This is a genomic window from Streptomyces solitudinis (assembly GCF_036323765.1).
Taxonomy (GTDB): domain Bacteria; phylum Actinomycetota; class Actinomycetes; order Streptomycetales; family Streptomycetaceae; genus Streptomyces.
Window position 1 is genome coordinate 675,087 of record NZ_JAZDCW010000002.1, and the last position, 14,483, is coordinate 689,569.

Annotated in this window: 12 protein-coding genes; 6 read left to right on the forward strand and 6 right to left on the reverse strand. The window is 75.9% G+C overall.

The window, feature by feature from the left end; translation table 11 throughout:
- Positions 1 to 18: 18 nt before the first annotated feature.
- From V1J52_RS06705 to V1J52_RS06720, 4 genes are all read right to left on the reverse strand, one after another.
- Entirely contained in the window at positions 19 to 2,826 is a 2,808-nt protein-coding gene (locus tag V1J52_RS06705; RefSeq protein ID WP_330138665.1) for a helix-turn-helix transcriptional regulator, read from the reverse strand.
- Between the two features lie 117 nt (positions 2,827 to 2,943).
- Positions 2,944 to 3,825 (reverse strand): bis(hydroxyethyl) terephthalate hydrolase, encoded by an 882-nt coding sequence (gene bdeA, locus V1J52_RS06710; RefSeq protein ID WP_330138666.1) that lies wholly within the window; start codon positions 3,823 to 3,825, stop codon positions 2,944 to 2,946.
- Between the two features lie 354 nt (positions 3,826 to 4,179).
- A complete protein-coding gene (locus V1J52_RS06715; RefSeq protein ID WP_443075741.1) occupies positions 4,180 to 5,067 on the reverse strand; it encodes a DeoR/GlpR family DNA-binding transcription regulator in 888 nt (295 codons plus the stop codon).
- Positions 5,068 to 5,240: 173 nt separating this feature from the next.
- Positions 5,241 to 6,671, reverse strand: a complete 1,431-nt coding sequence (locus V1J52_RS06720) for an NAD(P)H-quinone dehydrogenase (RefSeq protein ID WP_330138853.1) — start codon at positions 6,669 to 6,671, stop codon at positions 5,241 to 5,243.
- 95 nt (positions 6,672 to 6,766) lie between these two features.
- On the opposite strand from V1J52_RS06720, the gene V1J52_RS06725 reads away from it, so the two are divergent.
- The 3 genes from V1J52_RS06725 (at position 6,767) to V1J52_RS06735 (ending at position 9,860) form a co-directional block, all read left to right on the forward strand.
- Entirely contained in the window at positions 6,767 to 7,204 is a 438-nt protein-coding gene (locus tag V1J52_RS06725; RefSeq protein WP_330138668.1) for a gamma-glutamylcyclotransferase family protein, read from the forward strand.
- 101 nt (positions 7,205 to 7,305) lie between these two features.
- Positions 7,306 to 8,118 carry a purine-nucleoside phosphorylase gene (locus V1J52_RS06730; RefSeq protein WP_330138669.1) on the forward strand — a complete coding sequence of 271 codons (813 nt, stop codon included), beginning with the start codon at positions 7,306 to 7,308 and terminating at the stop codon, positions 8,116 to 8,118.
- A gap of 56 nt (positions 8,119 to 8,174) precedes the next feature.
- Positions 8,175 to 9,860, forward strand: coding sequence for a phospho-sugar mutase (locus V1J52_RS06735; protein ID WP_330138670.1), 1,686 nt, complete (start codon positions 8,175 to 8,177; stop codon positions 9,858 to 9,860).
- Between the two features lie 72 nt (positions 9,861 to 9,932).
- On the opposite strand, the gene V1J52_RS06740 is transcribed toward V1J52_RS06735, so the two are convergent.
- Positions 9,933 to 10,568: a PH domain-containing protein gene (locus V1J52_RS06740; protein ID WP_330138671.1), complete on the reverse strand. Its 636-nt coding sequence runs from the start codon at positions 10,566 to 10,568 to the stop codon at positions 9,933 to 9,935.
- A gap of 120 nt (positions 10,569 to 10,688) precedes the next feature.
- On the opposite strand from V1J52_RS06740, the gene deoC reads away from it, so the two are divergent.
- Genes deoC through V1J52_RS06755 form a run of 3 tightly spaced genes read left to right on the forward strand, consistent with a single transcriptional unit; the run spans position 10,689 to position 14,003 of the window.
- Entirely contained in the window at positions 10,689 to 11,648 is a 960-nt protein-coding gene (gene deoC, locus V1J52_RS06745; RefSeq protein ID WP_330138854.1) for a deoxyribose-phosphate aldolase, read from the forward strand.
- 8 nt (positions 11,649 to 11,656) lie between these two features.
- Positions 11,657 to 13,090, forward strand: coding sequence for an aldehyde dehydrogenase family protein (locus V1J52_RS06750; protein WP_330138672.1), 1,434 nt, complete (start codon positions 11,657 to 11,659; stop codon positions 13,088 to 13,090).
- Positions 13,083 to 14,003: an aldehyde dehydrogenase family protein gene (locus V1J52_RS06755; RefSeq protein WP_330138673.1), complete on the forward strand. Its 921-nt coding sequence runs from the start codon at positions 13,083 to 13,085 to the stop codon at positions 14,001 to 14,003. The genes V1J52_RS06750 and V1J52_RS06755 overlap by 8 nt, the downstream gene beginning before the upstream one ends.
- A gap of 64 nt (positions 14,004 to 14,067) precedes the next feature.
- Here the strand turns inward: V1J52_RS06755 and V1J52_RS06760 are convergent, their stop codons facing one another.
- The gene (locus V1J52_RS06760; protein WP_330138674.1) at positions 14,068 to 14,457 is read right to left on the reverse strand and encodes a hypothetical protein; all 390 of its coding nucleotides are present in this window, start codon (positions 14,455 to 14,457) and stop codon (positions 14,068 to 14,070) included.
- Positions 14,458 to 14,483: the final 26 nt, after the last annotated feature.

Sequence of the window (14,483 nt, forward strand, 5' to 3'; positions counted from 1 at the left end):
CCCGGCGCACGCGCGGGGTCAGCCCCCGCCGACGTGCTCCTGCGGCCACTCGCCGGCGCGGTCCACGACCCGGGCCAGCTCCACCCGCGAGCGGACGCCGAGCGCGGCGAAGACGTTGCGCAGGTGGTAGTCGACCGTCCGCGGGCTCACCGACAGCCGCTCGGCGATCTCCCGGTTGGTGGCGCCCTCGGCGACGTACCGGGCGATCCGCGACTGCTGCGGGGTCAGCGCGGACAGCGGGCCCGGCACGGCGGCCCGCACCGCGTCGCCGGTGGCGCGCAGTTCGGCGCGGGCCTGCTCCTGCCAGGCCGCCGCACCGCAGCGCTCGAACCCCACGAGCGCGTCCCACAGGTGCTCACGCGCCTCCAGCGGCCGCCGCCTGCGCCGCAGCGCCTTCCCGTACAGGAGCTGGGTGCGGGCCCGCTCGAAGTCGCCCGCCGCGCGGTCGTGGCAGACCAGCGCCCGCTCGTACAGCTCGTCGGCCGCCTCCGCGTCGGTGAGCACCGCGCGGCAGCGGGCGAGCTGCGCGGTGGCCTGCGGGTCGGTCGTCCACGCCGCCCACCCCGTGAACTCCTCCAGCACCGCCACCGCCTCGGCCTCCGCCCCCGTCTGCGCCGACGCCTCGACGAAGCAGGGCGCGGCCATCATCCGCACCGCCAGGTGCCCGCGCCGCGGCCCAGGGCGCACCAGCGGACCGAGCCGGGCCGCCGCCTCCCTGGGCCGCCCGCAGGCCAGGTCGGCACGGGCGACGGCCCAGGTGGCGAGGGTCGCGGGAAGGTCCAGACCGTGCGGTCCCGCGATCGCCGCGGCCGCCTTCGCGTGCGCGGCGCACTCCTCCACCGGTCCGAGCACGGACGCCGCCATCGCCAGCACCCCGTGCAGCTGCGCCGCCGTGTTGCGCTGCCCGGCCTGCCCGGCGGCGGCCAGCCCGGCCCGGGCGTGCGCCCTGGCCCGCGCGTACTGACCGGCCCGCAGCTCCCCGTAGGCCAGGTACTCCAGCGCCTGCGGGACGACGGTGTCCAGGCCGCGTGCCCGCGCGGCGGCCAGCGCCCTCGCCCCCACCGACCGGGCCGCCGGGACGTCGCCGAGCACCAGGGCCGCGCCCCCGGCCCGCAGCAGCCGCACCGGGTCCTCCTCGCCCGCCGCCCGGGCCAGCGCCCGGTGCAGCAGCGGGCGGGCCTCGGTGAACCGGCCGCTCATGAGGGCGTGCATGCCCGCGCCGTAGTCGCCGAGCAGCGCGGGCAGCGGGCCCAGCCGGGCGGCCCGGTCCAGCGCGGCGAGGTAGGCGGGCACGTCACCCGTCGCCCAGGCCGCGTCGGCCGCGCCCAGCAGCGCCGCGACGGCGTGCTCCCGGTCGGTGGGGGCGAGCAGGCCGGCGGCGAGCAGCAGCGCGGCGTGCGCGTCGTCGGACGGGCCGTCCCGCAGCTCCAGCTCGCCGCGCACGAGTTCCGCCCGCCCCCGCACCGCCTCGTCGGCCGGCAGCGTCCGGGCGCGGGCGAGCAGGTCCCGGGCGGTGTGCGGGTGGCCCGCCTGCCAGGCCCGTTCGGCGGCTGCGGCGAGCCGGGCGACCCGGGCGTCGTCGTCCGCGCTGATCGCCGCCGCCTCCGCCAGCGCGGCGGCGGCCTCGCGGTGGTCGCGCCCGGCGTGCGCGGCGTCCGCGAGCGCCGCCGCACAGGCCGCGTCCGGGCCGGTCGCGGCGGCGGCGCGGTGGCGAAGCCGCAGCAGCCGGTGCGGTGCGCCGTCGAGCACGTCCGCCAGCACGGCGTGCGCGGCCCGGCGGGCGGCCAGCGGAGCGGCGTCGTGGACGATGCGGGCCAGCACCGGCGGGTCGAAGCGGACCCGGCCGCCGTCGGTGCGGACCAGTCCGGCGCGCTCGGCGGGCTCCAGCCGTCCCGCGTCGAGCCCGGTGGAGCGCGCCGCCGCCAGCAGCCGCCCGCCGCTGCCACCGCCCCCGCGCAGGACGTGGTCGGCGGCGGCCAGCAGCAGCAGGAGCCGGGTGTCGGCGGGGAGCGCGCCCGCCTCGGCGGCGTACCGGGCCAGCAGCGATCCGGCCGGGCCGGGCGCGGCGGGCGGGCCGCCGTCCCCGGCGGGACCGGGCCCGCGGGCGGCCGCCAGCTCCGTCAGCAGCTTCGGGTTGCCGCCCGCGTCGGCGAGGAGTTCCTCGCGCACGGCGGGGCGGGCGCCGCCGGGCAGGACGTCGTCCAGCAGGGCGGCGGACGCCTGCGCGCCGAGCGGTCCGAGCCGCAGGGCGGGCAGTCCGGCGAACTCGGGCGTCCCCGCACCGGACGCTCCCGGCCTCCCCGGCGCCCCGGGCGTCTCGGTGGTGAGCAGCACGGCGACCGGGTGCGCCGGGCCCAGGCGGCGGGCGGCGAACCCGAGCGCCGCGCGGGACGCCTCGTCCCAGTGGTGCGCGTCGTCCACGCAGACCAGCAGCGGACCGGCGGCGGCCAGTTTGTTCAGCAGTTCCAGGAAGTCCCCGGGCGCGAGCCCCGCCCGCAGGACGTCCCGTGCCCGGACGGACAGCCGTCCGGCGGCCCGGCACAGCAGGGCGTGTACCCCGCTGTGGGGCAGGTCCCGCTCGGCGGCCACCGCCCGCACGGCCAGCACGGTGCCGGGGCCGCCGCCTGCCGGGCGGGCCGCGCCGCCGTGGCGGAAGGCGCGCACGGCGTGCGTGACCAGGGCGGTGCGCCCACTGCCCGGCGGCCCGGTCAGCAGCAGGGCGCCGCCCCCGCCCGCGCGCGTCCGGCCGAGCAGGCCGTCGACGGCTGCCGTCTCCGCCGCCCGGCCGTGCAGGCGGTACGGGCCCTGGAAGGACGTCATCGTCATCCCGCAATCATGGGAAACCTACGGGCGGGTAGGTCAAGGGGCGGACGCACACGGTACGGCCCGGGGAGCTGTGCGTCCGCACAGTCCCCCGGGCCGGTTCGTCCCCCGTCACGTGGTTCAGCCGAGCGGGCAGTTCCCCCGGTACTCCTCGATCGTCAGGCTCCGCTGGGGCAGCGGGCACAGGAACTGGTCGTAGCGGGTGTCGTTGTCGATGAACCGCTTGAGCCAGGAGATGCTGTACTTCGCGATCGTCGTGTTCGACCGGTTGGGCGCGAAGTGGTCGGCGTTGTTCAGCTCCAGGTAGGCCCGGTCCAGCGTCCGCGGCAGGCTCTCGTAGAACGGCTCCGCGTGCGAGCGCACGGACGCGACGCTGTCGTTCTCCGCCCCGATGATCATCGTCGGGGTGCGCAGCTCCGACCAGGTCTTGTCGAGGTTCCAGGGCGTGAGCGGGATCGACGCCTTGAGCGAGGGACGGTCCGCCGCGGCTTCCAGCGAGCCGCCGCCGCCCATGGAGTGCCCCATGACGCCGAGCCGGCTGCTGTCGATGCGGCCGCGCACGGAGCTGCGCTCCGTCAGGTAGTCCAGGGCGGCCAGGAGCTGGTCACCGCGGCTGCCGGGCTGGTCGAAGCGGGAGTTGGTGTCGATGGTGAAGACGACGAACCCGCGGGAGGCCAGGCGCGGGCCGAGCCAGGCCATGGTCGACTGGGAGGCGGTGTAGCCCGGCGAGACGGCGACGGCGCCGAAGGTCCCGTCCGAGGTGTCGGTCGGGTAGTAGATCGTGCCGCCGCCGAAGCCGGTGACGGCCCAGCTGGAGACGCTGGTCTCCGCGACGCGGTAGGTGCCGAGCGGCGCCTCGATGCTCGACTCGGTGGGGGCGGGGCCGCGCTCGTAGGGGTTCTCGGCGGCCTGGGCGCCGGTGGTGAGCGCGGTGGTGAGTCCGCCCGCGGCGAGCAGGCCGGCCAGGACGGTTCGCACGGAACGGGAAAGGAGCTGAGGCACGGTGGGGGTCCTCCAGGTCGGGGCGGAGCCACGCGGTACGGTGCCCGGGGTGGTCCGCCATGGGTGCTGGCGGTGCCACGATGAGGGCCCGCCGGGTGGCGGACACCGGTGGAATCACCGGTGTCACCCCGGCCCGCTGCTGGGCCCCGGCCTCACGCCCGCCGTGCTCCCGCACAACTCCCCACGCCGCCGCACCCGTTCAGCGCCGCTCCGCCCCGAGGCCGTCCCCGGGCCGTGCCACGGAAAAGCGGTACCCCGCGTTCCGCCCCGTCCGGCGGGACGCCTGCCGCCGGACGGGGCGGCCCGCCGCCGGAGCCGGACGCCCGCACCCGCCGTCCGCACCCGCCGCCCGCGTCAGGTGCGGCGCCGGTGCCCCAGGTCCGCGACGGGGGCCGCCGCGCGCAGCGGGGACGCGGCGCCCTGCGGGCGGTTGCGCCGCTGCGCGGGCAGCGGCACGTCCCCCCGCCGCGCCCCCTCCCCCGCGCCGCCGCCGTTCCCGCGCCCGGCCACCGTGATCTGCACGCCCTGGTCGGCCAGCGCCTGCAGCTCCTGCGCCGCCCGCTCGTCCCCGACGGGCGGTTCGTCGGTGACCAGGCGCGTGACCAGGTCCGTCGGCACCGTCTGGAACATCGTGTCGGTGCCGAGCTTGCCGTGGTCGGCCAGCACGACGACCTCCGCCGCCGCCTGCACCAGCGCGCGGTCCACGCTGGCGGAGAGCATGTTGGACGTGGACAGGCCGCGTTCGGCCGTGAGGCCGCTGCCGGACAGGAACGCCCGGGAGACGCGCAGCCCCTGGAGGGACTGCTCGGCGCCGCTGCCGACCAGCGCGTAGTTGGAACCGCGCAGGGTGCCCCCGGTCATCACCACCTCGACGCGGTTGGCGTGGGCGAGCGCCTGCGCCACCAGCAGGGAGTTGGTGACCACGGTGAGCCCGGGGACCCGGGCCAGGCGCCGGGCCAGCTCCTGCGTGGTGGTGCCGGCCCCCACGACGATGGCCTCGCCCTCCTCCACGAGGCCGGCGGCGAGGTCGGCGATGGCTGTCTTCTCCGCGGTGGCCAGGTGGGACTTGTGCGGGAACCCGGACTCCCGGGTGAAGCCGCCGGGCAGCACGGCACCGCCGTGCCGGCGGTCCAGCAGCCCTTCGGCCTCCAGGGCGCGCACGTCGCGCCGGACGGTGACTTCGGAGGTCTGGACGACGCGGGCCAGCTCCCGGAGGGACACCGCCCCGTTGGCCCGCACCATTTCGAGGATCAGTTGTCGACGTTCTGCAGCGAACACGGAACTGACAGTAACGCGCCCGACCGCGAAGTTTCAGCTATATGCCGTTATTAACCGGAGTTGGCCACCCCGGGTGCGGGAACGTGGTATATGCACTCGTCATTCCCGGCGGGACCGCGCGCCGCGGTGACCCGGCGTCAGCCCTCGGCCGTCTTGCGGGTGTGCAGCTGCCGCGCCACCTCCGCGATCGACCCCGACAGCGACGGGTACACGGTGAAGGCGTTGGCGATCTGCTCCACCGTCAGACTGTTGTCCACCGCGATCGAGATCGGGTGGATCAGCTCGCTGGCGCGCGGCGAGACGACGACACCGCCGACCACGATCCCCGTGCCGGGGCGGCAGAACAGCTTGACGAAACCGTCGCGCACCCCCTGCATCTTGGCGCGCGGGTTGCGCAGCAGCGGCAGCTTCACCACCCAGGCGTCGATCTTGCCCTCGTCCACGTCCGCCTGCGAGAAGCCGACGGTGGCGATCTCCGGATCGGTGAAGATGTTCGCCGAGACCGTCTTCAGGTTCAGCGGCGCCACCGTCTCGCCGAGGATGTGGTACATCGCGATCCGGCCCTGCATCGCCGCGACGGAGGCCAGCGCGAAGACGCCCGTGCAGTCACCGGCCGCGTAGACGCTGGGCGCGGTGGTGCGGGAGACCTTGTCCGTCCAGACGTGCCCGGAGTCCCTGAGCCGGACGCCCGCCTCCGCGAGGCCCATGTCCGAGGTGTTGGGAACCGCCCCGACCGCCATGAGGCAGTGCGTGCCGGAGATGACCCGCCCGTCGGAGAGCGTGACCTCCACCCGGTCGCCGGTCCGCTTGGCGGAGGCCGCCCGGGAGCGGGCCATGACGTTCATCCCCCGGCGCCGGAAGACGTCCTCCAGGACGGCCGCCGCGTCCGGGTCCTCGCCGGGCAGCACCCGGTCGCGGGAGGAGACGAGGGTGACCCGCGAGCCCAGCGACTGGTAGGCGCCGGCGAACTCCGCGCCGGTGACGCCGGAGCCGACGACGATCAGCTCCTCGGGCAGCTCGTCGAGGTCGTAGACCTGCGTCCAGTTCAGGATGCGCTCGCCGTCCGGCTGCGCGTCGGGGATCTCGCGGGGGTGCCCGCCGGTGGCGATGAGGACGGAGTCGGCCGTGAGCGTCTCCTCGGTGCCGTCGGCGGCCCGGACGACGACCGTGCGGGACCCGTCCGCGCCCTGCGCCGGGTCCAGCCGGCCCCAGCCGCGCATCACCCGCGCACCGGCGCGGGTGACGGAGGCCGTGATGTCGTGCGACTGGGCGAGCGCGAGGCGCTTGACCCGGCGGTTGACCTTGCCCAGGTCCACCCCGATGCCGTCCCCGTCGGCCGCGCCGCCGACGGTGATGCCCAGTTCCTGGTAGGAGGAGTCGAAGTTCGTCTTGACCTCGGCGGTGGCGATGAGGGTCTTGGACGGCACGCAGTCGGTGAGCACCGAGGCGCCGCCCAGGCCGTCGGCGTCGACGACCGTCACCTCCGCGCCGAGCTGCGCGGCCACCAGTGCCGCCTCGTAGCCGCCAGGTCCGCCGCCGATAATCACGATCCGAGTCACGTACTCCAGTGTCTCGCACGTTCTTTCCCGTGCCCTGCCGGGTCCCTCCGACCGCGCGTCGTGGTCCCCCGCCCCCCGCGGGCCCCTCCCGTACTCTCTTACGCATGTCGCTCTACGCCGCATACGCCGGAAACCTCGACGCCCGGCTGATGTCCCGCCGCGCACCGCACTCCCCGCTGCGCGGCACCGGCTGGATCACGGGCTGGCGGCTGACCTTCGGCGGCGAGCACATGGGCTGGGAGGGCGCGCTGGCCACGCTGGTGGAGGCGCCGCGCTCGGAGGTCTTCGTCGCGCTGTACGACATCGCCCCGATGGACGAGGACGCGATGGACCGCTGGGAGGGCGTCGGCCTCGACATCTACCGGCGCATGCGCATCCGGGTGCACACCCTCGACGGGGACGAGGCGGCGTGGATCTACGTGCTGAACGGGTTCGAGGGCGGGCTGCCCTCGCCCCGCTACCTCGGTGAGATCGCGGACGCGGCCGAGTCCGCCGGCGCCCCGCACGACTACGTCACGGCGCTGCGCAAACGCCCCTGCTGACCCGTCCCGGACGAGCCGGAGGCCGCCGCCGGGCGGCGTCGTGACGCTTCCGTCACGCGGACCATCTACGCGCGTAGGCGAAAAACCGCTACCCTCGTCGCGTGAACGCCTCAGACATCCCCACCGACCCCCGCACCACAGCCGACGCCGCCGCCGCACGGCTCCGTGAGCTGACCGGCACGGAGCGCCACGACGTCGCCCTGGTGATGGGCTCCGGGTGGGTGCCCGCCGCCGAAGCGCTCGGCGCGCCGGAGACGGAGTTCCCCGTCACCGAGCTGCCCGGCTTCCCCCCGCCCGCCGTCGCCGGCCACGCCGGCAAGATCCGCTCCTACCGGCTCGGCGGCAAGCGGGTGCTGGTCTTCCTGGGCCGCACGCACTTCTACGAGGGGCGCGGCGTCGCCGCCGTCGCCCACGGCGTGCGGACCGCCGTCGCCGCGGGCTGCGGGACGGTCGTGCTGACCAACGGCTGCGGCGGCCTGCGCGCGGGCATGCGCCCGGGGCAGCCGGTGCTGATCAGCGACCACATCAACCTCACCGCCACCTCCCCCATCGCCGGCGCCCACTTCGTCGACCTCACCGACCTGTACTCGCCCCGGCTGCGCACCCTGTGCAAGGAGATCGACACCTCCCTCGAAGAGGGCGTCTACGTGCAGTTCCCCGGGCCGCACTACGAGACGCCGGCCGAGATCGCCATGGTGCGGGCCATCGGCGGCGACCTCGTGGGCATGTCCACCGTGCTGGAGGCCATCGCGGCACGCGAGGCCGGAGCCGAGGTCCTGGGCATCTCGCTGGTCACCAACCTGGCCGCCGGCATGACCGGGGAGCCCCTCAACCACGAGGAGGTCCTTCAGGCCGGACGTGATTCCGCGGCGAGGATGGGCACCCTGCTGGCGCAGGTGCTCGGCCGGATCTGATCCGGGCCGCGCCGCCGCCCGCCCCCGAAGAACCCCCGAGCGAAGGCAAGAGGACCGTGACCGCACCCGACGAGCTGACCGCGCAGGCCCGCACCTGGCTGGCCGAGGACCCGGACCCCGACACCCGCGCCGAGCTGGCCGCCCTGCTGGAGGCCGCCGGCGCCGGGCAGGACGGGGCCGCCGCCGAACTGGCCGGCCGCTTCTCGGGCACCCTCCAGTTCGGCACCGCCGGGCTGCGCGGCGAACTGGGCGCGGGCCCGATGCGGATGAACCGGGCCGTCGTCGTCCGCGCCGCCGCGGGGCTGGCCGCCTACCTGCGCGAGCGGGGCCGCGAGGGCGGGCTCGTCGTCGTCGGGTACGACGCGCGGCACAAGAGCGAGGCGTTCGCGCGGGACACCGCCGCCGTCATGACGGGCGCCGGGCTGCGCGCCGCGCTGCTGCCGCGCCCGCTGCCCACGCCGGTGCTCGCCTTCGCCGTGCGCCGCCTGGGCGCGGTGGCCGGGGTGACCGTCACCGCGAGCCACAACCCGCCGCGGGACAACGGCTACAAGGTCTACCTGGGCGACGGCTCGCAGATCGTGCCGCCCGCCGACGCGCGGATCGCCGCGCTGATCGCGGCGGTCGGCCCGCTCGCGGGCGTCCCGCGCCCCGAGGCGGGCTGGGAGGTGCTGGGCGAGGAGATCGTGGACGCCTACCTGGAGCGGGCGGCGTCCGTCGTCGCCCCGGGCGGGCCGCGCGACGTGCGCGTCGTGCACACCGCCCTGCACGGCGTGGGCGGCGCCACGGTGGCGGCGGCCTTCGAACGGGCCGGTTTCCCCGTCCCCGTCCCCGTCCCCGAGCAGGCCGCGCCCGACCCGGACTTCCCCACCGTCGCCTTCCCCAACCCGGAGGAACCCGGCGCGATGGACCTGGCCTTCGCCACGGCCCGCCGCGCCGCCGGGGACGCCTCCGTGGACCTCGTCATCGCGAACGACCCGGACGCCGACCGCTGCGCCGTCGCCGTCCCCGCCCCGGGCACGGACGCCGGGTGGCGCATGCTGCACGGCGACGAGGTCGGCGCGCTGCTCGCGGTCCACCTGGTGCGCAAGGGCGCGCGGGGCACGCTCGCCGAGTCGGTCGTCTCCTCGACGCTGCTGGGCCGGATCGCGGCCGCCGCCGGGCTGCCGCACGCCGAGACGCTGACCGGCTTCAAGTGGATCGCCCGGGTGCCCGGCCTGCGGTACGGGTACGAGGAGGCGCTCGGCTACTGCGTGGACCCGGACGGCGTGCGGGACAAGGACGGCGTCACCGCCGCCCTGGCCGTCGCGGAGCTGGCGGCCACGCTGAAGTCCGAGGGCCGCACCCTGACCGGGCTGCTGGACGACCTGGCCGTCGCCCACGGCCTGCACGCCACCGGGCAGCTCTCGGTGCGGGTCGAGGACCTCGGCCTGATCGCCGACGCCATGGAGCGGCTGCGCACCCGGCCCCCGGCCGCCCTCGCCGGGCTCACCGTCGCGCGGGCGGACGACCTGGCCGACGGTTCGGCGGACCTGCCGCCCACCGACGGGCTGCGCTACCTGCTGACGGGCGCGGCGGACGCCCGCGTCATCGTCCGCCCGAGCGGCACCGAGCCCAAGCTGAAGTGCTACCTGGAGGTCGTCGTGCCGGTGGCGGACGCCGCCGCGCTCCCGGCGGCGCGGGAGCGGGCCGACGGGCTGCTGGAGGCGCTGCGCGCCGACGTCGCGGCGGCGGCCGGCGTCTGAGGCCGCCGCCGCGGCCGGATGCGGGGCCGCCCCCGCGTCCGGCCGGACGCGGGGGCGCGGCGGCCGGACGCGTCAGCCGGTGACGAGCACGGCCAGCAGGGTGAGTCCGCCGAGGACGGCGGGCACGAGGATCTCGTACGCCCAGCGCACCGTGACCTCGCCGGTGTGCCGGGACTGCCGCTCGGCCAGGTCCCGCAGCGTGGCGACGGCCTCGTCGCCCTCGGCCTGACGCGGGCCCTCGTCGGCGCCGGACACGCCGCCCATCCCGAACACCCCGCTGAAGCCGCCGCGCCCCTGTCCGCCGGCGGACAGCCGGGCGTTGCGCCGCTGCGCGCTGCGGCGGCCCCGCAGCGAGACGGGGATGGCCCACAGCTGGACCTTCCGGCCGTCCTCGGTGACGAGTTCGTTGGAGTAGCCGGAGCGGATCGACCCCACCGCGCCCCACGGCACGGCGACCGTGCGGAACGGGTTGCGCACCCGCAGCCGCTCCGCTCCCGCGAAGACGGCGGGCCGCAGCGTGAAGGCGACGATGAGGGGGACGGCCGCCAGCAGGAACGCCCCCGCGGTCAGCGGCGTGCGGCCCTCGCCGCGCAGGACGGCGTCACCGCCGATCCACAGGGCGACGGCCAGGAGCAGCACGCCTCCGGCGAGTGCGGCGGAGGACCGGTAGCTGCGGTCGGCGTAGGCGGGCGGCTGCTGGCTGCTCATGGCTCCGATTGTGCCCGACCGTCCGGATGACGGACGTCTCGGTCGGGCATCGTTCCCCCGCGAGTGCCGCGGTGGGGGGTGACAGGCCGCTACGCGCGTAGATATGCTCGTCTGGTGACCATGCCCCCAAAGCCACCTGAGCCCGCGACCGCACTGGCCGACGTCACCGCGTCCGACGCCGCGCTGCGCCGCTTCCTGCACGGCCTGCCCGGGGTCGACGGGGTCGGCCTCGAAGCGCGCGCCGCCGCCCTCGGCACCCGCTCGGTCAAGACGACGGCCAAGGCGTACGCGATCGACCTGGCCATCTCGATGATCGACCTGACGACCCTGGAGGGCGCCGACACCCCGGGCAAGGTCCGGGCGCTGTCCGCCAAGGGCGTCACCCCCGACCCGACCGACCGGGACACGCCCTCCGTGGCCGCCGTGTGCGTCTACCCGGACATGGCCGCCACCGCGAAGGCCGCGCTCGGCGGCTCGGGCGTGAAGGTGGCCTCCGTGGCCACCGCGTTCCCGGCGGGCCGTGCCGCCCTGCCCGTCAAGCTCGCCGACACCCGGGACGCGGTCGCGGCCGGGGCGGACGAGATCGACATGGTGATCGACCGCGGCGCGTTCCTGGCCGGGCGCTACCTGAAGGTCTTCGAGGAGATCCGGGCCGTGAAGGAGGCCAGTGGCACGGCGCGCCTGAAGGTCATCTTCGAGACGGGCGAGCTGTCCACGTACGACAACATCCGCCGTGCCTCCTGGCTGGGCATGCTCGCGGGGGCCGACTTCGTCAAGACGTCCACGGGCAAGGTGGCCGTCAACGCCACCCCGGCGAACACGCTGCTGCTCATGGAGTCCGTGCGCGACTTCCGGGCGGCGACCGGCGTCCAGATCGGGGTCAAGCCCGCCGGGGGCATCCGGACGAGCAAGGACGCGATCAAGTACCTGGTCATGGTCAACGAGACCCTCGGCGACGACTGGCTGTCGAACCACTGGTTCCGCTTCGGCGCGTCCAGCCTGCTCAACGACCTGCTGATGCAGCGCCACAAGCTCCGCACCGGGCGCTACTCCGGTCCCGACTACGTAACGGTGGACTGAGGCCAACCATGTCACTCTTCGCGTACGCACCCGCCCCCGAGTCCCGCGCGGTCGTGGACATCGCGCCGTCGTACGGGCTGTTCATCGACGGCGAGTTCCGCGAGGCCGCCGACGGCACGGTGTTCAAGACGATCGCCCCGGCCACCGAGGAGGTGCTCTCCGAGGTCGCCCGGGCCGGCGCCGAGGACGTCGACGCGGCCGTGGCCGCCGCCCGCCGGGCGTTCCCCGCCTGGTCGGCGCTGCCCGGCGCGGAGCGCGGGAAGTACCTGTTCCGGATCGCCCGCATCCTCCAGGAGCGCAGCCGCGAGCTGGCCGTGCTGGAGACGCTGGACAACGGCAAGCCGATCCGCGAGACGCGCGACGCCGACCTGCCGCTGGTCGCCGCGCACTTCTTCTACTACGCGGGCTGGGCCGACAAGCTGGCCCACGCGGGCTTCGGGCCCGACCCGCGGCCGCTGGGCGTGGCCGGGCAGGTCATCCCGTGGAACTTCCCGCTGCTGATGCTGGCCTGGAAGATCGCCCCGGCGCTGGCCACCGGCAACACGGTCGTGCTCAAGCCCGCCGAGACGACGCCGCTGTCCGCGCTGTTCTTCGCGGACGTCTGCCGCCAGGCGGGCCTGCCCCGGGGCGTCGTCAACATCCTCACCGGCGACGGGAGCGCGGGGGCGGCGCTGGTCGCCCACGAGGGCGTGGACAAGGTCGCGTTCACCGGCTCCACGGCCGTCGGCAAGGAGATCGCCCGCACCGTGGCGGGCACCTCCAAGAAGCTCACCCTGGAGCTGGGCGGCAAGGGCGCGAACATCGTCTTCGACGACGCGCCGGTCGACCAGGCCGTCGAGGGCATCGTGACCGGCATCTTCTTCAACCAGGGCCAGGTGTGCTGCGCGGGCTCCCGCCTGCTGGTCCAGGAGTCGGTGCACGACGAGGTGCTGGACGCGCTCAAGCGCCGCCTGGGCACCCTGCGCGTCGGCGACCCGCTGGACAAGAACACCGACATCGGCGCGATCAACTCCGCCGAGCAGCTCGCCCGGATCACCGCGCTGGCCGACACCGGTGAGGCGGAGGGCGCCGAGCGCTGGTCCCCGGCGTGCGAGCTGCCCGAGGCCGGTTTCTGGTTCGCCCCCACGCTGTTCACCGGTGTCACCCAGGCCCACACCGTCGCCCGCGACGAGATCTTCGGCCCGGTGCTGTCCGTGCTGACGTTCCGCACCCCGGACGAGGCCGTGGCGAAGGCCAACAACACCCCCTACGGGCTGTCGGCGGGCGTCTGGACGGAGAAGGGCTCGCGCATCCTGGCCATGGCCGCCAGGCTCCGCGCGGGCGTCGTGTGGGCCAACACGTTCAACAAGTTCGACCCGACCTCGCCGTTCGGCGGCTACCAGGAGTCGGGTTTCGGCCGCGAGGGCGGCCGTCACGGTCTGGAGGCGTACCTCGATGTCTGAGCGACCCGAGCGGTCCGAACGTCCCGCGCGACCTGAACGGCTGGCCGTCCTCAAGACGTACAAGCTCTACGTCGGGGGCAAGTTCCCCCGCTCCGAGAGCGGACGGGTGTACGAGGTGACCGACGCACGCGGCAACTGGCTGGCCAACGCACCGCTGGCCTCCCGCAAGGACGCCCGGGACGCCGTCTCGGCCGCCCGCAAGGCGTTCGGCGGCTGGTCCGCCGCCACCGCCTACAACCGGGGCCAGGTCCTGTACCGCGTCGCCGAGATGCTGGAGGGGCGCCGCGAGCAGTTCACCGCCGAGGTGGCGGCGGGCGCGGGGCTGTCCCGGGCCCGGGCCGCGGCCGAGGTGGACGCCGCCGTCGACCGCTGGGTCTGGTACGCGGGCTGGTCCGACAAGATCGCCCAGGTCGCCGGCGGCGCGAACCCGGTGGCCGGGCCGTACTTCAACCTCTCCACCCCCGAGCCGACGGGCGTGGTCGCCGTCCTCGCCCCGCGGGACAGCACGCTCCTCGGCCTGGTGTCCGTGGTGGCCCCGGCGATCGTCACCGGCAACACGGTCGTGGTCGTCGCGAGCGAGGCGTCCCCGCTCCCGGCGCTCTCCCTCGCCGAGGTGCTGGCCACCTCGGACGTGCCCGGCGGCGTGGTCAACGTCCTCACCGGACGTCCGGCCGAACTGGGCGCCCCGCTCGCCGCCCACAGCGACGTCAACGCCATCGACCTGGCCGGGGCCGAGCCGGAGCTGGCCAGGGAGCTGGAGATCGCGGCGGCGGACAACGTCAAACGCGTCCTGCGCCCCCGCCCGGTCACCTGGACGGCGGACCCCGGCACCGGCCGGATGCTCGCCCTCCTGGAGACGAAGACGGTCTGGCACCCCACCGGAGCGCTCGGCAGCGCCGGTTCCGCCTACTGACCCCGTCCTGGCGCGGCCCCGGCCCGCCCCCGCTCGCACCGGCGCGCGGGGGCGGGCCGTGCGTTCAGCGGGGCAGGAGACGGCCGACGGGCGCCAGGAGGCTGTCGAGGGAGGCGCCGCCCTCGGTGACGGGGGCGGCGGCGTCCGCCGTGCTCACCGGGCGGAAGTCGGCGACCTGGGTGCCGACGGCGTTGTCGAGCGGGTCCGTGCCGGTGCCGGCCAGCGGGTAGAGGCGCAGATCCGTGACGGGCTTCACGGCGGGCCGCAGGGCGTGCCCCGCGATGTCGCCGACCATGCCGGCGGTGGCGTCCAGCCCGCTCGCCGAGGGCGCGGGGGCGTCGGCCTGGGCGGAACCCGCCGCGCCGAGCGCGGCCGCGGCGGCCGCCGACAGGGTCAGGCCGGCCCGGAGCAGCCGCCGGGGGCGGGGCCGGGCGTGACGGGGGTTCGAGGCCATGAGCCACCTGTTCCATGGTCCGGATG